This is a genomic window from Pseudoalteromonas obscura, from assembly GCF_030135505.1.
Classification (GTDB): Bacteria; Pseudomonadota; Gammaproteobacteria; order Enterobacterales; family Alteromonadaceae; genus Pseudoalteromonas; species Pseudoalteromonas obscura.
In genome coordinates this window covers 29695-47078 of the sequence record NZ_JASJUT010000009.1, presented here as the reverse complement: position 1 = coordinate 47078, position 17384 = coordinate 29695, and the positions used below count along the sequence as shown (strand labels likewise).

The following is a 17384-nucleotide window of genomic DNA, read 5'->3' as shown; positions in this document are numbered from 1 at the left end:
CTACAATTTTTACAGGGAATGTGCCAAGCGCATGATTAAACTTCCTTCTGAGTTAGCCATCAATAAAGTTGAAGAACTCTATCAGATGTTTGTTCAAGAACTAGAAACAGGGCAACCAATCTGTATCGATATCAATGATGTTTGTAAAGTTGATACCGCTTCAATTCAAATGCTGTGCGCATTGCAAAAACGCTTAATGAATTTTGATCAGCAGATAACTTGGCATGGTGATAGCCCTATTTTGTTTGAGTCTGTAGAACAACTTGGTTTAACCGAAATTTTATCCTTTAGCAGTAAGATTTAAGAGGTCAATATGAAAAAGATTTTAGCTGTGGATGATTCTGCTTCAATGCGACAAATGGTTGGGTTCACTCTTAAAAAAGCAGGGTTTGACGTCACAGAAGCAAAGGACGGTAGCGAGGCATTAAGCTTGGCGAAACAGCAGGGGTTTGACGCTGTAATTTCTGATGTAAACATGCCCGTTATGGATGGGATAACCTTGATTAGGGAATTGCGTAGCTTACCCAACTATAAATTTACGCCGCTTTTAATGCTGACCACCGAATCAGGGCTTGATAAAAAAAGCGAAGGTAAGGCCGCAGGTGCAACAGGCTGGATTGTAAAGCCTTTTAATCCAGATCAATTGTTAGCTGTATTGAAGAAAGTCATCCGCTAGTACCAACGAGGTATAAGCATGAGCATAGATTTAAGCCAGTTTTTTGATGTGTTCTTTGAAGAAAGTTTTGAAGGTCTGGATGCGATGGAGGCTGAGCTTCTAAATCTTGAACCAGGAACTGAAGATTCAGAGACCATTAACACGATATTTAGAGCTGCCCACTCGATCAAAGGCGGCAGTGGCACATTTGGTTTTGTGTCTGTTTCAGACTTTACTCATGTACTGGAAACACTCCTTGACCAAATTCGAGACGGACAGCGTGTCCTTACCGCTGAGCATGTGAACTTACTTTTAAAGTCCGTCGATTGTGTAAGAGGGTTGCTCAGCGCATTGCAAGCGGAAGAAGAGCCAGATTTAAGTGAATCAAATGAGCTCAAGGCACGTTTTGAAGCAATACTGGGTGATGAGTCACCAGAGGTTGTCGAAGCTGAGCATAGCGAAACCGTCAGTGAGGCATTGCAAAGTACAACCTACCAAATTGATTTCAAGCCTGAATCTCATCTGTTTAAAACCGGGAATGAGCCGCTCTATATGTTCTCTGAACTTGCCGAATTAGGCGAGTTAGAGGTCAATGTATTTCACGATGGTCTTCCTGAGTTTTTAGAGTTTGACCCTGAAGATTGTTTTTTGCACTGGCGCTTTTTCCTGACGACAACCAGAGAAGAGCAAGCAATTTCTGAAATCTTCGAGTGGGTCGAAGATGATGCGGAAATAAAAATTGAAGCGTGCGGAGGGTTGTTTGAAGATGAAAGTCCGACTGTGCAACAGGCGTCAGTACCAGAGCCTTCGGTATCTTCTAATGCTGATAACCTAGAAACTGTTCAACAACCTCCTGCACAAAGTGAAAATGCGACCAACAATGAACAAAACCAGCAGGCGGAAGAGAGTCTTGCTGCGGTGCAGAAAAAAGTTGAGTCGGTGAAAAGCAATAAAGCTGAAAGCAGAAAATCCACAGATTCAGCCGCGACTTCTATTCGTGTTGGTATTGATAAAGTAGATTCTTTGATCAACATGGTTGGTGAGCTGGTGATAACGCAAGCGATGCTGAGCCAAATTGGCGATCAGGATATCACTGAATCCAGTATTGCTGCACTTCAGGAAGGACTCACTCAGTTGGCGCACAATACTCGTGACTTGCAAGAAAATGTGATGCGGATCAGGATGCTGCCAATTAGCTTTGTATTTAGTCGCTTCCCAAGACTAGTAAGAGATACGTCTCAAAAGCTAAAGAAACAAGTTGAGCTTAAACTGGTTGGTGAGCAAACAGAGCTCGATAAAACCGTGATGGAAAAACTCTCCGATCCTATGGTTCACCTAGTGAGAAACTCATTAGATCACGGTTTAGAAACACCGGAAGAGCGTATCGCCAATGGTAAAAACCCTGTGGGTACAGTGACGCTAAACGCTTTTCATCAAGGCGGTAATATCGTTATTGAAATAATGGATGATGGCAAAGGGCTGGATACTGAAAAAATCCGCAGTAAGGCAATTGCGAATGGTTTAATTAACGAGTCAGACGAATTAAGTGCTGAAGAAATCAATGAACTTATATTTATGCCAGGGTTTTCAACGGCGGATAGCGTAAGTGATATTTCCGGCCGAGGAGTTGGAATGGATGTTGTGCGACGCAATATTCAAGCGCTCAATGGTTCGGTAGAGGTCACGTCAAAACAAGGCGTTGGCTCGACTTTTACAATAAGGCTGCCACTTACACTCGCTATTCTAGACGGTCAGTTGGTACAAGTTGCAACGCACACTTATATCATTCCACTTATCTCAATAGTTGAATCGCTCCAAATTGACATTACGAAAGTCAGTAAGGTTGGCAAAGGTTTAGAAGTTCTGCGCTTAAGAGATGAATATATTCCGATACTGAGATTGTATGACATTTTTAGCCATCAGGGCGCGCGTGAAGAGCTGGACAAAACGCTATTGGTCGTAGTTGAGAGCGACAATTATAAAATAGGCTTACTGGTTGACGATCTACTTGCACAACAGCAAGTGGTTATCAAAAGCTTAGAGGCGAACTATCAGAAAGTTGACGGCATTTCTGGAGCGACGATATTAGGTGATGGGACAGTATCGCTCATCATTGATATCAGTGGACTCATCAAACTGAGTGGCTTGCGCAGGCCAGGTTCAACTGAGTTATTAGTTGATTTGAAAGGTGAGGAGGCTGAACCAGCATGATTGATCAAGTTGAAGTGAATCAGCAGCTTATGTTTGATGGAGAATCTGACGAAAAGCAGTTTTTAACTTTCATGATGCACGATGAAGAGTACGGTATGGATATTTTAGCCGTGCAAGAAATTCGTGGGTGGGAGCCTGTCACCACCATTCCAAACTCTCCTAATTTTGTCAGAGGCGCGATGAATCTACGCGGCACAATTGTACCAATTATCGACTTGCGGATGCGCTTTGGCATTAATGCAATTGAATATGGGCCGTTGACGGTTGTGATCGTGGTGTCAGTAAAGATTAAGGAACAGCAGAAAATTATGGGACTAGTCGTGGACGCGGTATCAGATGTCTATAGCATTGCAGAGGAAAAGGCCAAAGATGTGCCAGATTTCCAAGATTCAGATAATGCATATTTTGTTCACGGACTAGTGAATGTAGGTCAAAAAATGGTTGTGCTTTTAAATCTAGAAAAAGTTTTAGATTTGAGTGATAAAAGTGGTCTCAAAGGCTAATTGGGGGTCGAAATGAGCGAACAGAGTATCCAAAGCAGTATTAATAACAAGATCTTAGTAACTGGGGTGATTCTGGTTATTAGTGTCATTGTTGGTGCTCAGCTAGGGCAAGCTGAATCAGAGCAAATACGAATGATGTCATTTTTAGTTCCGCTTTTGGGTATTGCGGCTGCTTTAGTATTTTTAAAAAATGGTTTATCTCCCATTACTGGACAGCTGGTGGCTGTTTATGCCGCGATGCCATTGTTGAAGGTGGGTAATCGCGCACAGTTTGAGCAGTTGGACCTGTCAGGTTTCCCCCAATTGCATAGGGTGTTATCGAATGTAGATGTCGATGTGCGAGAAGAGGAGCATGAAGACGATCACACTGAAAGTTTGTTGCTGGCACTGAAAGGCTGTCAGGCAAACATTATGGTTGCAGACAGTGAGCTAAATATTGTCTATATGAATGACTCCGTAACCGTCATGCTGAGACAAAACGAACACCAATTGAGAAAAGAGTTACCTAACTTTAATGTTGCAACCACGATCGGCACAAATATAGACATGTTTCATGCCAATCCCAGTCATCAAAGAAACCTGTTAGCGAGTTTGAGAGATGTGTACAAAACACAAATCACAGTTGCCGGGCTGACATTTGATTTAATTGCAACACCTGTGTTTGATAAAAACAATGAACGTATTGCCACGTTAGTTGAGTGGAAAGACTTGACAGAGCAGCTAGCCATTGAACAGAAACAAAAAAATGAAGCTGCGAAAAATGCACGGATATCTAGTGCTTTAAATGTGTGCCAAGCGAATGTCATGTTAGCAGATGATGACTGCAATATCGTATATGGTAATGAGTCAGTCATGAGTATGTTGAGAAAAAACCAAGCGCAACTACAAACGGCATTGCCACGCTTTAATGTGGATACATTAATGGGGCAAAACATTGACATATTTCATGCCAACCCGAGTCATCAAAGGAATTTGCTGAGTAATTTGACGGACACCTACAAGACAGATATCGAAGTTGCCGGTTTTACCTTTGGCTTAATTGCGACACCAGTACAAGATGAAAATGGCAACCGTCTGGGCACGGTTGTTGAGTGGGAAGACAAGACTGAGAGGTTGGTACAAGAGCGTGAAGCGCAAAAAGCGGCAAACGAAAATCTACGTGTACGTCGCGCATTGGACAACGTTGCAACCAATACCATGATTGCGGATGGTCATTTCAATATTGTATATATGAACGAGTCAGTGACATCCATGATGAAAAATGCTGAGCGCGATATTCGACAAGATCTCCCCAACTTTGATAGTAATAAACTGATGGGCGCCAATATTGATGTCTTCCATAAGAACCCTGCGCATCAGCGCAATATGGTCAGTCACTTAACTGATACCTATAAAACAGAGATCCAAGTAGGCGGGCGTACATTTGGTTTAGTTGCTAACCCTATTTTGGCATCAGATGGTGAGCGTATTGGTACTGTGGTCGAATGGGAAGACCGGACAGATGAAGTGGCGATCGAATCGGAAGTCAATGAGCTAGTCGAATCAGCGCGTGAAGGTAATTTGGCCGTTCGCCTCAATGAAAATGATAAACAAGGGTTCTACCTTCGCTTAGCCCAAGGGCTAAACGGTTTGGTTTCTCTGGTAGATGATGCGGTATCAGACACCGTAAACATGTTAGATGCACTGGCTAACGGGGACTTAACTCAAAGGATCAATGCAGACTATAAAGGCGCGTTTGACAAACTTAAACAAGACGCGAATACGACGGCGGATAAATTAACAGAAGTGTTGAATCGAATCAGTTCTTCTGCCGCTATGGTGGCCAGTGGCGCTGAAGAGATCTCCCAAGGTAATGCGGACTTGAGTCAGCGTACAGAAGAACAAGCGTCATCTCTAGAAGAAACAGCGTCAAGTATGGAAGAAATGACCAGCACGGTAAGACAGAATGCGGATAACGCCAAAGTTGCCAATGAGCTTGCGGCAGAAACAAGTGAAAAAGCGGTAACAGGTGGTGAAGTGGTTAACAGAGCCGTCTCAAGTATGTCAGAGATCAATGAATCTAGTAAAAAGATCGCAGATATTATCAGCGTCATTGACGAAATTGCGTTTCAGACTAATCTACTTGCATTAAACGCCGCGGTGGAGGCTGCAAGAGCGGGGGAGCAAGGGCGAGGGTTTGCAGTTGTAGCAGGTGAAGTTAGGAATCTAGCACAACGTTCAGCAGGTGCTGCGAAGGAAATTAAGGACTTGATTAGAGACAGTGTTGGCAAAGTTGAAGATGGCACCTTATTAGTGAATGAATCAGGCGCAACGTTAAAAGAAATTGTTGCCGCAGTAAAACGTGTGACAGAAATGATATCTGATATTGCTGAAGCATCCGAAGAGCAAAGCTCTGGTATTGAGCAGGTCAATAAAGCCGTTGCCCAAATGGATGAGATGACGCAGCAAAATGCGGCGTTGGTGGAACAGGCTTCTGCAGCTGGGGAGTCAATGGCTGAGCAAGCTAATGATATGAGAAGGCTATTAAACTTCTTTAATGTTGGCGACTCAAATACAGATAGCCTGCCAGCGTCGGTCAGCAGCTTGCCAACCAAGCGGTTGAATACACCTCAACAGCCAGTGAGTAATGCAGGAAGCATGCAGTTGAATAATAGCACGCCTGCGAAAGTCACCTCTAACCTGTCGCAAAGATCTACAGAACCTGCAAACCGCTTTGCAGATGATTCCGAAGAGTGGGAAGAGTTTTAACCACAAGTTTGTAGAGGCCCTCTGAGCTGAGGGCCTCTTCTTACAAAAAGCACCAGCTAACTTTTTGGTTATTAATTGAACTATTTGAGCGTTGAGAGCGTATGAAAGAGTTTCAGTTTACAGACACTGATTTTCAGAAAGTCTCTGAAAAGGTATATAGCGCATGTGGCATTGTGCTCGGGCCACATAAACGAGAGATGGTGTATTCGCGTCTTGCTAGACGGATAAGAGCAAATGGGCTGAAAAATTTTGAGGACTATTTAACATTCTTAGACAACAGTAGTGATCAAGAGTTTAGCCACTTTATTAATGCAATTACGACGAATTTAACCTCGTTTTTTCGAGAATCGCATCATTTTGAATACTTAAAAAGCGACTTAATTCCACGTATTAAGCAGGACAATAGATTGTCTAAAAGAGCACGTTTTTGGTCTGCTGGATGTTCGACAGGTGAGGAGCCATACAGTATTGCAATGACTGTGAAAGATGAGTTTCCAAGTGACTGGGACGTGAAGGTCTTAGCGACTGATTTGGACTCCAATGTTCTCTCAAAAGCGGCGGAAGGCATTTATAGCAGCCAGTCAGTGACGGGCTTAGATGAAAATCACTTGAGAAAGTGGTTTTTGAAAAGCAGTGATGGTAGTCAATACCGTGTTAAAGAACAATTGAAGAGTCTCATTTATTTTAAGCGTCTGAACTTGCTCGAACCTTGGCCAATGAAAGGCCCGTTTGATTTGATATTTTGTCGAAATGTGTTGATTTATTTTGATAAAGAGACAAAAGACAGTCTATTTGATGGATACCATCGCATGTTAGAGCCGTCACATGGACATTTATTTATAGGCCACTCAGAAACAATGAGTAAAGAGCGCAGAGACTTTAAAAATTTGGGCAAAACTATGTATAAGAGGGTGGATGTAACATGAGCCACTTTAGGCCTGTAATAAATGGCTTTGAACATGTAAAACGGTTTTGGGATGCGGGGCGAAGTAAGGTTGTAGCTAAGGTCTTACCGGGCGAATTTTACGTGTCGAAAAATGATGAGTTAATCTCGACGGTATTGGGGTCTTGTATTGCAGCCTGTGTGTACGACGAAAAGCTGGGGATCGGTGGCATGAATCACTTTATGTTGCCGGGTGCTCAGAAGATGACAAATGTGACGAATGTTCATTCAGATGACTTTAATTGCCGCTATGGAAACTGGGCGATGGAGTTTTTGATAAACGAAGTTTTAAAAAATGGTGCCAGTCGTAACAACCTCAAAGTAAAGCTATTTGGTGGTGGAAAAATAATTAGTGCGATGACGGATATCGGAGTGGGCAACATCCGTTTTGCAAGAGCTTATGTTGAAGAAGAGCACTTAGAATTGGTATCACATGATGTGGGGGGGCCTTGGCCCAGAAAGGTGGTATTTCATCCTCAGTCGGGTTCTGCGAAGGTAAAAAAACTGCGGCAGGTACACAATGACACGATTGAAAAACGTGAGGTTAAATACTTACATGATATCGAGGCGCAAGATGCACAAACCGATATCGAGTTATTTTAGAGTAATTAGCAATGATAAAGGTTTTGATAGTAGACGACTCACCTTTGCTTAGAGCTGTTTTGAAAGCGGTATTAGAGGAAGCAGGAGATATTGAGGTTGTGGGGGCAGCTAAAGATCCCTATGAAGCGAGAGATATGATTAAGGCGCTACAGCCTGATGTGCTTACCCTTGATATTGAGATGCCAAAAATGAACGGGTTAAGTTTTTTAAAGAACTTAATGAGGTTGCGACCGATGCCCGTTGTTATGTTATCTACGTTGACCCAAAAAGGGTCGCCAGAGACCCTTGAAGCGTTAGAAGCGGGGGCTGTCGACTTTATTGCCAAACCTATGTCTAATGTCGCGGAGCAATTGGAAGCATATGCAGATGTACTGTACCAAAAAATTCGCACGGCAAGTCGAGCGAGAGTAAGGGCCTTTAAACCTGACAAGCAGCAAAACACAGCGCAAGCGATGCCCAGTGATGCACGTTTTCAAAGTTTGAGTGTTTTGGCAATAGGCGCCTCAACTGGCGGAACTGAAGCGCTGAGAGAAGTACTAACCAAGTTACCGTCAAATAGCCCTCCAGTTGTAATTACACAGCATATTCCACCTGTTTTTAGTACTTCATTTGCGCAACGTATGGACAGGTGCTGCACCGTGAATGTGAAAGAAGCAGAAGAAGGGGATGAGCTCGGTGCGGGCAAGGTATTTATTGCCCCGGGAGATAAACACCTACTGGTCGTACAAAAAGGGTCTAAATTGGTGTGTCAGCTGAGTGATAGCGATAAGGTCAATCGTCATAAACCTGCTGTAGATGTATTATTTGACTCCTTACTACCAGTCGCGAGTTATGTGCATGCAGCGTTGCTAACTGGGATGGGGTCTGACGGCGCACAGGGGCTACTGAGATTAAAAGAGGCTGGGGCAAACACATTTGCTCAAGACGAAGCCTCATGTGTTGTGTGGGGAATGCCTCGCGCAGCGGTTGAACTCAATGCCGCAAATAAAGTGGTGTCTTTAGATGCAATGGCCAAGGCTCTATTACACTCCGCGAGTCGCTAAACGATTAGTTTATCTGTATTACCCAAGGCTGTGAAAACCAGTGAAAGCGGCCTTTATGTGTTTTTGAAGGCGCTGTGCAATTGTATCTAGAACGACCTTTCGGTAAACGCTCTGGACTAGTTACAGCCACTTGGTTTTCTGAGTGCCAGTTTAATTCTGCGCGGCCAACTCCTGATACGAAACAAGCCAATTGATGTTTACTAAAGTCCATATTTTTGAATGTTATTGTAACTGAAGGACGGCGCTCTTTGGTCACTGAATTGTTATAGGCTAATTGGTCAATCTCGAATGGGAGAGAATCAATTTTAACTTTCAGCGTTTTTAAATTACTGTAAATGCCAGAGGCTGGAAAACGAGGAATTCGCGTAAAATCAGTTGTTGGACCAACTGCACCTGAATGCTGGCCAATACCTATTAAGCCAAGTTGTTGCACAAGTGATTGCAGTGCTGAGTCAAACTCGCCATAGGGGTATGCAATGTAGGGGTAATTGTGCCCGATTTCAGCATTAATACGTTGTTGTGACCAAGTTAAATCATGACTTATGCGCTTGGCCCATTGCTCCTCAGATTCACCAGGTTGACGTAAATGCAAATAGTCGTGTTGGGCACTGTGATTTGCTATCAGTGCGCCGCGTTTTGACAGAGTTCTTAATTCATCCCATGTCATGACATAACTTTTGCCTTCATCAATCAATTTAGGGTTGACGAAAATCGTGTAGGGAAAGTTAAATTTTTCGAGAAGCGGGGCAGCCGCTTCTATATTGTTGTCATATCCATCGTCAAAAGTAATTGCAACGGTACCTAGCGGGAGTTGCTTCCCCTGTTTAAGATGATTGAGGAATTCATCTAGCGCAATGACGTTATAATTGCCCTTTTTTAAATGCTCTAAATGAGATTTAAAGGTATCCTCACTGACGCTGGTAACAGGCGGCAGTTTCTCACTGACATGATGATATTGTAAGATAGTCGCACTGTGCGCTTGCACACTTGCTAAACCAACAAATAGAACTAAATTATGAAGCTTTTTCATTACCTGCGTACACCTTATCATATTCCACTACTTACTCTCGCAGCGCCGATGATTTTATCAAATATTTCGGTACCACTGTTAGGATTAGTTGATACTGCTGTGATTGGCCATTTAAGTCATGCTCACTACTTGGCGGGCATCGCGCTTGGCTCGGGCAGTATTGCGTTGTTATTTTGGCTTGCCAGCTTTTTGCGTATGAGTACAACAGGGGAAATAGCACAAGCTTATGGCGAGAAAAATCAAGCTCGTTCATACCAATCTTTGTTGGCAAGTATGGCTATCGCACTGCTATTTGCTATGTCGCTCATTGGATTATCGCCATTTTTACTTGAGGTGATTGAGCGGTTAGCCAACCCTAGCAGCGATGTTATGGAACAAGCCTCGCTCTATTTTTCGATCCGTATATACAGTGCGCCTGCGGCAATGATGAATTTGGTCTTGCTGGGTTTTATGTTGGGTTTGCAGTATGGCAAGGGGCCTTTCTATATTGTGCTGTTTACTAACCTTGTCAACATTGTTTTGGATTTATTGTTTGTTATTGGTTTTGAATGGGGAGTAGCAGGTGCTGCATGGGCGTCTGTTATCGCAGACTATAGCGCATTGGTGCTGGCTGTGTGGTTAACCAGCTCACTACTGAAAAAGAAAGGTTGGGTATTTTTGTGGTTAAGACCGAGCCGCCAACATCTTATTCATTTATTGACGCTGAATAAAGATATCTTTATTCGTTCATTGGTATTGCAATTGTGTTTTAGCTTTATGACATTTTATGGTGCGCGTTTAGGTGATAATACGCTTGCTGCAAACGCGGTATTGCTTAACTTTCTAATGCTGGTGAGCTTTGCAATGGATGGCATTGCATATGCGGTTGAGGCAAAAGTCGGGCAGGCTAAAGGTGAAAAAGATGCCGAAAAATTAAAAGCATGGGTTGCTGTGAGCACATTGTGGGGGAGTGTTTTTGCAGTACTTTATTGTCTTGTGTTTGCTGTTTTTGGACCAGCGATCATTGGCATGCTAACCAGTATTCCAAGTGTTGTAGAGACGGCATTAGTTTACTTACCTTGGCTTGTAGTATTACCTTTAATCGCGATGAGCTGCTTTTTATTCGATGGTGTGTTTGTTGGATTAACAAGGGCAAGAGAAATGCGTAACAGCATGATACTTTCTGCTTCGCTTGGCTTTTTCTTGCCCGTTTATTTGCTGCTGGATCATGGCAATCATGCGCTATGGTTTGCGATGACGTGCTTCATGGCTCTGCGAGGAATTACTTTGATTTACCGTTATCGAAAGCTTGACGTGCAGAACGCCTTGCTGAAATAACTTGTGAAAAGCGGTTTGCAAAAATTCCTAAATAGCCATACCCAGCGATCCCTAATGCTGGAAATAAAACGGCAAGCCCAGCATAGCGCCAACTTGGGTCATGGTAATAGCTCAATGCGAACAATCCCATTGCGAGCACAAATATACCAATACCAGTAAAAAAGAACTTGAGACTGCGCTTGGGGTTGGACCCCAAGCGGTAGATAAACTGCGTTAACATACTGAATAGGTTAGTAGTATGAGTGGTCGCCACGTGCGTGCTCTGTTATATCGCGCACACCTGTGATTTCGTCAAACTTTGCAACCATTTCTTTTTCAATGCCCTCTTTTAAAGTGACATCGATCATTGAGCAACCGTTACAACCGCCACCAAATTGCAATACGGCGATGCCTTCAGCTGTGATCTCTACGAGGCTCACTTGACCGCCGTGATTGGCAAGCTGTGGATTAACATCAGTGACTAACATGTGTTCAACACGCTCTGCCAAGCTTGCGTCATCTTTCAGCTTTTTCGCTTTAGCATTTGGTGCTTTTAATGTGAGTTGACTGCCCATTTTGTCGGTAACAAAATCGATTTCTGCTTCTTCTAGAAAAGGCGCACTTTCTTCATCGACGATGGCGTCAAATCCGTTGAAGTTAAAGCGTATATCGCTTTGCTCAACAGCATCTGCTGGACAGTAAGATACACCACATTCAGCTTGTGCTGTTCCTGGGTTTACAACAAATACGCGGATACTCGTGCCATCAGCTTGATCGCTGAGCAGTTTGGCAAAATGTGTTTGGGCTGATTCTGAAATTGTGATCATAATCTGGCTATACTTGACTAATTTACTCGGTTACTCCCTATGATACTCCCCTCGTCCGGTTGTAGCTAGTGTTGGACGTAAAAATTTGCGGTGAATTGGATCAACTTGTTAGCTTACTAGTGAGCGATTTAAGATGGAATTAGTATGAGAATATTTTTGTTACTGCTGGTTTTTTTTGTATTTGCAAGCCATGCGAAGCCAATCACCTTTTATTTTTCTCCCGATATAAAATTTGACCAAAGTATTACTAAACCTAATGAAGTTTTGGGTTATGAAGTGGGTGAATGGCATGTACGTCATGACCAGTTAGTCCACTATCTCACTTTACTTGCTAAGCAAAGTCCGAGGGTCAGCTTATCGACGATTGGCTACAGTCATGAACAGCGTCCTTTATTGCAACTGGCAATCACCAGCCCTGCACAACAAGAGAAGTTAGAGTCATTGCGCGAAGCGCATCTGGACAGTTTAAAAGAGGGCGTAGCATCATCTGATGCACCGAATATAATATGGATGGGATATAGCGTGCATGGCAATGAGCCGTCTGGTAGTAATGCCGCAATGCTGGTGGCCTACTATTTGGCAGCCGGACAGGGAGAGGAAGTTGAGCATATTTTGAAAAATAATATCATCTTGCTTGATCCTGCGATGAACCCAGATGGATTGGCACGCTTTGCCCATTGGGCGAACAGCCACAGAGGGAAAGCATTGTCGTCAGATCCCGCTCATCGGGAGCATGTTGAATCTTGGCCATCGGCGCGAACGAATCACTATTGGTTTGACTTAAATCGAGATTGGCTGTTGTTACAACACCCTGAATCTATTGCGCGAGTTACACAATTTCATCGTTGGAAGCCCACTGTACTCACCGATTTTCACGAGATGGGAACAAATAGCAGCTACTTTTTTCAGCCGGGGATCCCATCTAGAACCCATCCACTTACGCCAAAAAAGAACCAAACACTAACACACGCCCTAGCAAAGTATCATGCTCAAACATTAGATAAAGAGCGGCAACTATATTTTACTCAAGAGAGCTTTGATGACTTTTACATAGGTAAAGGTTCAACTTACCCAGACGTAAATGGCACGATTGGAATTTTATTTGAGCAAGCGAGTAGTAGGGGCCATTTACAAGAGTCTATTAACGGTGATTTATATTTTCATCGCACAATTAAGAATCAACTACTCACGTCATTGTCTACGTTTACTGGCGCTACAGCACATAAAGAAGCCTTAATGGCTTATCAAAGAAGTTTTTTTGCTGAAGCTGAGCGCCTAGCTAGTAAAGAAAAGTTCAAGGGGTATATTGTTGCAAAAGGAAAAGATACATATCGTTTTGAGCAATTTGCTGCTTTGCTTAAACGTCATCAAATCAATGCCTACCCTATAAATAAAGCCATCACGTTAGCCGACCATGAATATCAAGTTGGTGATTTATATATTCCTTTGCAGCAGCAACAATATCGTTTTATAAAGGCTGCTTTTTCTACGCAGACAGAGTTTGAAGACAACACCTTTTACGACGTGTCGGGGTGGACACTACCCTATGCATATGATTTGAATTTCACTACTGTTACGAGTAGTTGGGGGCTAAAGTATAGCCAATCTCCATGGGAGCCTGCACAGTCTAGTTTTTCCGAAGAGCAATTGTCCAATAGCTACGCTTTTGCCTTTGAGTGGCATCATTATTTAGCACCAAAACTACTCAATTTATTGTTGGCAGAAGGGTTTGAAGTTCGAGGAGCACTAAAATCTTTTACTGCGCAAACACAAACCGGGAAGCAATCTTTTTCCGCAGGCAGCATTGTGATCCCTGCTGGACTTCAAAAACTGTCCAATTGGCAGGCTAAGTTAGTTGATATCGCAAATAAAACACAGATTCAACTATTCGCAATTGACACAGGTTTAACAGCGAGTGGAATAGACTTAGGCTCAAGATTAATGGCTCCAATTAAACAACCAAAAGCTTTGTTGGTTGGCGGCGAGGGCACAAGTCAATATGAAGTTGGAGAGATATGGTATCACTTAGACAGACATGTAAGCTTAGCCCCTACAATTGTCGAACAGCATCGTCTAGGTAAAATAGACCTCTCTCGATATACACATATTATCTTGGCAGACGGCCGTTATGATCGACTCACTAAACAGGCCAAGGCAGCAATATACTCATGGGTAAAAAGTGGTGGCATAATTTGGGGCCAAAAACGCGGCGCAAAGTGGTTAATCGATCAGCAACTGCTGAGCGTTGAAACGGTTTCAAAAACTGAAATGAAAGCATTGTTTAAGACAGATAATTTACCTTATTCGGAACGTGATGCACTGGCGGCAAAGCAGCGTATTGCTGGCGCAATCTTTCAAGCTGAAGTAGATGTAACTCATCCATTGGCATTTGGCTATGAAGATGGCACGCTGCCGCTTTTTAAAAATAGTACTTGGGTTATGAAACATAGCAGTAAGCCCTTTAGTACCGTACTGAAATATAGCAATGCTCCTTTGCTATCGGGATATGCACATGAAAAGAATGTTGCACAAATAGCGAATAGCAGCGCATTGGTTGCAAGGAAATATGGTAAAGGATTGGTGATTGCAATGACCGATAACCCGGTATTTCGCGGCTATTGGTACGGCACAAGTCGACTATTAAACAACGCATTATTTTTTGCAAGCAGTGTTGAATAGGCTTTCATAACTCAGTGATGCAGGTAGCGCATGCCCAGACGGATTGTGCGCCTGCTGACTTGCATAACGAGGCTATGGCATTGACTGTGGCACCGCTGGTGATCACATCATCAATGATTAAAATCCGCTTGTACTCTAACGTTTGTTTTAGATAAAACGCATGTTTGGCATTATTTTGTCGCGCACGTTTAGAGAGCGACACATGCGATGGTCTACTTTTTTTGCCAATGGTACTGAGGATATTAACATTGTACTGTTTTAGCATTGGTGCCCACATTTGATAAACTTGATTGTAGCCACGATAGATTAAACGGCTACTAGGCAAGGGGACGAGAATAACTCCATCAGCACAGATAAGGTTTTGCAAATTGAGCCTGCGCCACTGCGCGTCGATAATTTGTCTGAGTACCATAGTCGCTTGGCGACTGTGCTGGTATTTAACTTGTTTTACCCAAGTTGCAAGCTGTCCATGATACCAACCACAGGCGCTCAAACCGTCACAGTCTGGTAAATTAAACATGCGGTTTATATCGGGGCGCACCAGCAAGTTTTGATCAGCTTGGTCAAACAAAGGGAGTGCTTGATAACAGCTAGTGCATAAGCCGGGGTTTTCTATATAGCGTTGGCAAGATGCGCATTTTGCAGGGAAAAAGCTTTTTGTTAAAGCCTGTAGTAGTGACATTGCATTCATTCCTTGAAACGATATCATAGCGGTAATTTTGGCTCGAGGCGTATTAAAATGCAAAGTGAAATTGTGCTACTGCACGGTTGGGGAATGAATAAAGAAGTGTGGCAGCTTATTGGTGCTGCACTAAGTGACGCATTGGGAAAGCCTGTAAAAGCCCTTAATTTACCCGGTTTTGGCGGAGAGCCGATGCCTGCAGACGCGTATTCATTAGATGTGATAGTAAAGTCATTGTCTAATCGAATTCAGTCAAACAGTATTGTGATTGGCTGGTCTTTGGGTGGTTTAGTGGCAACTAAATTAGCTACCTTATATCCAGAAAAAGTAGCCAGCCTCGTGCTAGTATCCTCAAATGCGCAGTTTTGCGAGAATGATGAATGGCCCGGTATTAAGGCGCAAGTTCTTGAACAGTTTAAAGTACAGCTAGCAAAAAATAGCCGAAAAACAATAGAACGTTTTTTGGCGATACAAGCTATGGGTAGCGAACACGCCAAGGCAGATATCAAGCAACTGAAAGAGTTGTTGTTTTTGGCTCCTGAGCCGAATGATGCTGCACTCAGTGCAGGTTTAGACATTTTGCAAAACGTTGATCTAAGATCTGACTTTGCCAATCTGAAATGCCCGGTTTACGGTATTTTTGGTCGCTTAGATTCGTTAGTTCCTCAAAATGTTGCGGCTGAGCTTTCACTGATAAACCCGCAATTTAGCTATGAGATCTTACCAAAAGCATCTCACGCACCGTTTATTTCTCATCGAGATGATTTTATTAGTTACCTAAAATCAGTCCTTTAAAATATATTCACCCACAAGGCGGCAAAAAATTGCCGCCTACACTTTATTTTGAACATAATATGAGCAATAATTAGGTTAGTGAAAAAGTAATTTGGAGTCTATTATGCCTATTGGAGACGTACTAAACGCAGGCGTTGAAGGTTTTAATCGTGCTCAACAAAATATTGAAAGAGCCTCTGCTGACATAAATCGTGCGACGATTGATCAGCAAAGTGATGAACAGTTGGCTCAGCAAAGGCAGCTTGAAGCAGCAAGACCTGAAGAGGCTGTTACGGCACCTGTTTCTCAACCACCGAGAATTGATGAATCATTAGTCAACTTAAAGGTGGAGGAGTTCAATGCTAAAGCAAATGCGCAGACGATTCAAACTGCTGATGAAGTGCTAGGAACTTTGATTGATATTAAAGTGTAAGTATGAACATCGTCACGCCTCAACCGGCGATTAACCTCAATACCGCAAACGTCTACACGGAAACGGCTAGACGAGATAATCAGCTGCGTGAAGTGATCCCAAAGCCCGCAGCAGTCCCCCCACCTGCGACGGAAAATAAAGCACTCCAAGACAATGACAAGTCTCGCACCGCAGAACATGACTCGCAAGACACATACGATGCAAACGGGCAACTTAAAGACAGCAAATCTATCAATGAACGTGGCGACGAAAAAGGCGATGGGCAGAAAGAGAGCCAAGCTTCAGAAGAGGAACTTTCTGAACGTGAGCAAGCTCAACAGGAGCAGGACGAGCAACAATTAAAAGAGCTCAAAGATAGAGATCGCGAAGTAAAACTTCATGAGCAGGCGCATGCAAGAGTTGGTGGTCAATATGCTGGTGCACCGAGTTACGAATATCAACGAGGTCCAGACGGTAACAATTATGCCGTAGGCGGACAAGTGATGATTGATGTGGCTCCTGTAGAAGGGGACCCACAGCAAACGATAGAAAAAATGCAAACTGTCAGAGCAGCCGCTTTGGCACCTGCTGAGCCTTCGGGAGCCGATAGAGCTATTGCCGCAGATGCAACCTCAAAAATAGCGACTGCACAGGCGGAGTTGGCAAAAAAATCTATCAGTGGCTCAGAAGAAGACAAAGCCTCGAGCGGGGTGCAAAAATTTCAAAATAGACGTTTGACCCAAGAAGGCGCAGCGCAGTCAGAACAGCCGGTATTGGAAAGAGCGAGATTGCAACAAGAAGCCGACCCATTTGCTGTTGCATTACCGATCGAAAGAGATCCTGAAATAGAGTCTAGAGCCCTGAGAATTGAAGGCTTTTATGGACAAATCACCAAACCCAATGAAGACGCACAGCTTTCAGTGACAGTATAAAGTGAGAATGTTTTTAATAGAAAAAGGAAGGGTTAACCCTTCCTTT

At 43.3% G+C, this 17384-nt stretch carries 17 protein-coding genes; 13 read left to right on the top strand and 4 right to left on the bottom strand.

Annotated elements, in window-relative coordinates; translation table 11 throughout:
- Positions 1 to 31 precede the first annotated feature (31 nt).
- The 8 genes from QNM18_RS18525 (at position 32) to QNM18_RS18490 (ending at position 8706) form a co-directional block, all read left to right on the top strand.
- The gene (locus QNM18_RS18525; protein ID WP_023400683.1) at positions 32 to 304 is read left to right on the top strand and encodes an STAS domain-containing protein; all 273 of its coding nucleotides are present in this window, start codon (positions 32 to 34) and stop codon (positions 302 to 304) included.
- A 9-nt stretch (positions 305 to 313) separates the two neighbouring features.
- Entirely contained in the window at positions 314 to 676 is a 363-nt protein-coding gene (locus tag QNM18_RS18520; RefSeq protein ID WP_023400682.1) for a response regulator, read from the top strand.
- Between the two features lie 18 nt (positions 677 to 694).
- Positions 695 to 2866 carry a chemotaxis protein CheA gene (locus QNM18_RS18515; RefSeq protein WP_211013037.1) on the top strand — a complete coding sequence of 724 codons (2172 nt, stop codon included), beginning with the start codon at positions 695 to 697 and terminating at the stop codon, positions 2864 to 2866.
- Positions 2863 to 3369, top strand: a complete 507-nt coding sequence (locus QNM18_RS18510; protein ID WP_023400680.1) for a chemotaxis protein CheW — start codon at positions 2863 to 2865, stop codon at positions 3367 to 3369. Before QNM18_RS18515 ends, QNM18_RS18510 begins: the two co-directional genes overlap by 4 nt.
- A 12-nt stretch (positions 3370 to 3381) precedes the next feature.
- The gene (locus tag QNM18_RS18505; RefSeq protein ID WP_211013038.1) at positions 3382 to 6117 is read left to right on the top strand and encodes a methyl-accepting chemotaxis protein; all 2736 of its coding nucleotides are present in this window, start codon (positions 3382 to 3384) and stop codon (positions 6115 to 6117) included.
- A gap of 101 nt (positions 6118 to 6218) precedes the next feature.
- On the top strand, positions 6219 to 7043 hold the full coding sequence (locus QNM18_RS18500; RefSeq protein WP_211013039.1) for a CheR family methyltransferase: 825 nt from the start codon (positions 6219 to 6221) through the stop codon (positions 7041 to 7043).
- Complete coding sequence (gene cheD / locus QNM18_RS18495; RefSeq protein WP_211013040.1) at positions 7040 to 7663, top strand: chemoreceptor glutamine deamidase CheD; 624 nt, start codon at positions 7040 to 7042, stop codon at positions 7661 to 7663. Before QNM18_RS18500 ends, cheD begins: the two co-directional genes overlap by 4 nt.
- 11 nt (positions 7664 to 7674) lie before the next feature.
- Positions 7675 to 8706: a protein-glutamate methylesterase/protein-glutamine glutaminase gene (locus QNM18_RS18490; protein WP_284138093.1), complete on the top strand. Its 1032-nt coding sequence runs from the start codon at positions 7675 to 7677 to the stop codon at positions 8704 to 8706.
- 4 nt (positions 8707 to 8710) lie between these two features.
- Here the strand turns inward: QNM18_RS18490 and QNM18_RS18485 are convergent, their stop codons facing one another.
- Positions 8711 to 9736, bottom strand: coding sequence for a polysaccharide deacetylase family protein (locus tag QNM18_RS18485; RefSeq protein ID WP_417714837.1), 1026 nt, complete (start codon positions 9734 to 9736; stop codon positions 8711 to 8713).
- On the opposite strand from QNM18_RS18485, the gene dinF reads away from it, so the two are divergent.
- On the top strand, positions 9722 to 11053 hold the full coding sequence (dinF, locus tag QNM18_RS18480; RefSeq protein WP_417714836.1) for an MATE family efflux transporter DinF: 1332 nt from the start codon (positions 9722 to 9724) through the stop codon (positions 11051 to 11053). The genes QNM18_RS18485 and dinF overlap by 15 nt on opposite strands.
- Here the strand turns inward: dinF and QNM18_RS18475 are convergent.
- The gene (locus QNM18_RS18475) at positions 10998 to 11273 is read right to left on the bottom strand and encodes a hypothetical protein (protein WP_211013073.1); all 276 of its coding nucleotides are present in this window, start codon (positions 11271 to 11273) and stop codon (positions 10998 to 11000) included. The genes dinF and QNM18_RS18475 overlap by 56 nt on opposite strands.
- Before the next feature lie 10 nt (positions 11274 to 11283).
- Complete coding sequence (nfuA, locus tag QNM18_RS18470; RefSeq protein WP_211013044.1) at positions 11284 to 11859, bottom strand: Fe-S biogenesis protein NfuA; 576 nt, start codon at positions 11857 to 11859, stop codon at positions 11284 to 11286.
- Between the two features lie 144 nt (positions 11860 to 12003).
- On the opposite strand from nfuA, the gene QNM18_RS18465 reads away from it, so the two are divergent.
- Positions 12004 to 14538: a M14 metallopeptidase family protein gene (locus QNM18_RS18465; protein WP_284138091.1), complete on the top strand. Its 2535-nt coding sequence runs from the start codon at positions 12004 to 12006 to the stop codon at positions 14536 to 14538.
- 4 nt (positions 14539 to 14542) lie between these two features.
- Here the strand turns inward: QNM18_RS18465 and QNM18_RS18460 are convergent, their stop codons facing one another.
- Entirely contained in the window at positions 14543 to 15220 is a 678-nt protein-coding gene (locus QNM18_RS18460; RefSeq protein ID WP_284138090.1) for a ComF family protein, read from the bottom strand.
- Positions 15221 to 15277: 57 nt separating this feature from the next.
- On the opposite strand from QNM18_RS18460, the gene bioH reads away from it, so the two are divergent.
- The 3 genes from bioH to QNM18_RS18445 all read left to right on the top strand — a co-directional run bounded on the left by bioH (position 15278) and on the right by QNM18_RS18445 (position 17338).
- On the top strand, positions 15278 to 16015 hold the full coding sequence (bioH, locus tag QNM18_RS18455; protein WP_211013047.1) for a pimeloyl-ACP methyl ester esterase BioH: 738 nt from the start codon (positions 15278 to 15280) through the stop codon (positions 16013 to 16015).
- Between the two features lie 103 nt (positions 16016 to 16118).
- Entirely contained in the window at positions 16119 to 16427 is a 309-nt protein-coding gene (locus QNM18_RS18450) for a hypothetical protein (RefSeq protein ID WP_023400668.1), read from the top strand.
- 2 nt (positions 16428 to 16429) lie between these two features.
- Complete coding sequence (locus QNM18_RS18445) at positions 16430 to 17338, top strand: putative metalloprotease CJM1_0395 family protein (RefSeq protein WP_211013048.1); 909 nt, start codon at positions 16430 to 16432, stop codon at positions 17336 to 17338.
- The last annotated feature ends 46 nt before the right edge of the window (positions 17339 to 17384 follow it).

What these genes read in the sequence shown, in the direction of transcription:
- bioH (WP_211013047.1), top strand. Translation starts at nt 15,278, where the DNA reads ATGCAAAGTGAAATTGTGCTACTGCACGGTTGGGGAATGAATAAAGAA.
- QNM18_RS18450 (WP_023400668.1), top strand. Translation starts at nt 16,119, where the DNA reads ATGCCTATTGGAGACGTACTAAACGCAGGCGTTGAAGGTTTTAATCGT.
- cheD (WP_211013040.1), top strand. Translation starts at nt 7,040, where the DNA reads ATGAGCCACTTTAGGCCTGTAATAAATGGCTTTGAACATGTAAAACGG.
- QNM18_RS18500 (WP_211013039.1), top strand. Translation starts at nt 6,219, where the DNA reads ATGAAAGAGTTTCAGTTTACAGACACTGATTTTCAGAAAGTCTCTGAA.
- QNM18_RS18520 (WP_023400682.1), top strand. Translation starts at nt 314, where the DNA reads ATGAAAAAGATTTTAGCTGTGGATGATTCTGCTTCAATGCGACAAATG.
- nfuA (WP_211013044.1), bottom strand. Translation starts at nt 11,859, where the DNA reads ATGATCACAATTTCAGAATCAGCCCAAACACATTTTGCCAAACTGCTC.
- QNM18_RS18465 (WP_284138091.1), top strand. Translation starts at nt 12,004, where the DNA reads ATGAGAATATTTTTGTTACTGCTGGTTTTTTTTGTATTTGCAAGCCAT.
- QNM18_RS18525 (WP_023400683.1), top strand. Translation starts at nt 32, where the DNA reads ATGATTAAACTTCCTTCTGAGTTAGCCATCAATAAAGTTGAAGAACTC.
- QNM18_RS18460 (WP_284138090.1), bottom strand. Translation starts at nt 15,220, where the DNA reads ATGTCACTACTACAGGCTTTAACAAAAAGCTTTTTCCCTGCAAAATGC.
- QNM18_RS18445 (WP_211013048.1), top strand. Translation starts at nt 16,430, where the DNA reads ATGAACATCGTCACGCCTCAACCGGCGATTAACCTCAATACCGCAAAC.
- QNM18_RS18475 (WP_211013073.1), bottom strand. Translation starts at nt 11,273, where the DNA reads ATGTTAACGCAGTTTATCTACCGCTTGGGGTCCAACCCCAAGCGCAGT.
- QNM18_RS18490 (WP_284138093.1), top strand. Translation starts at nt 7,675, where the DNA reads ATGATAAAGGTTTTGATAGTAGACGACTCACCTTTGCTTAGAGCTGTT.
- QNM18_RS18505 (WP_211013038.1), top strand. Translation starts at nt 3,382, where the DNA reads ATGAGCGAACAGAGTATCCAAAGCAGTATTAATAACAAGATCTTAGTA.
- QNM18_RS18515 (WP_211013037.1), top strand. Translation starts at nt 695, where the DNA reads ATGAGCATAGATTTAAGCCAGTTTTTTGATGTGTTCTTTGAAGAAAGT.
- dinF (WP_417714836.1), top strand. Translation starts at nt 9,722, where the DNA reads ATGAAGCTTTTTCATTACCTGCGTACACCTTATCATATTCCACTACTT.
- QNM18_RS18485 (WP_417714837.1), bottom strand. Translation starts at nt 9,736, where the DNA reads ATGAAAAAGCTTCATAATTTAGTTCTATTTGTTGGTTTAGCAAGTGTG.
- QNM18_RS18510 (WP_023400680.1), top strand. Translation starts at nt 2,863, where the DNA reads ATGATTGATCAAGTTGAAGTGAATCAGCAGCTTATGTTTGATGGAGAA.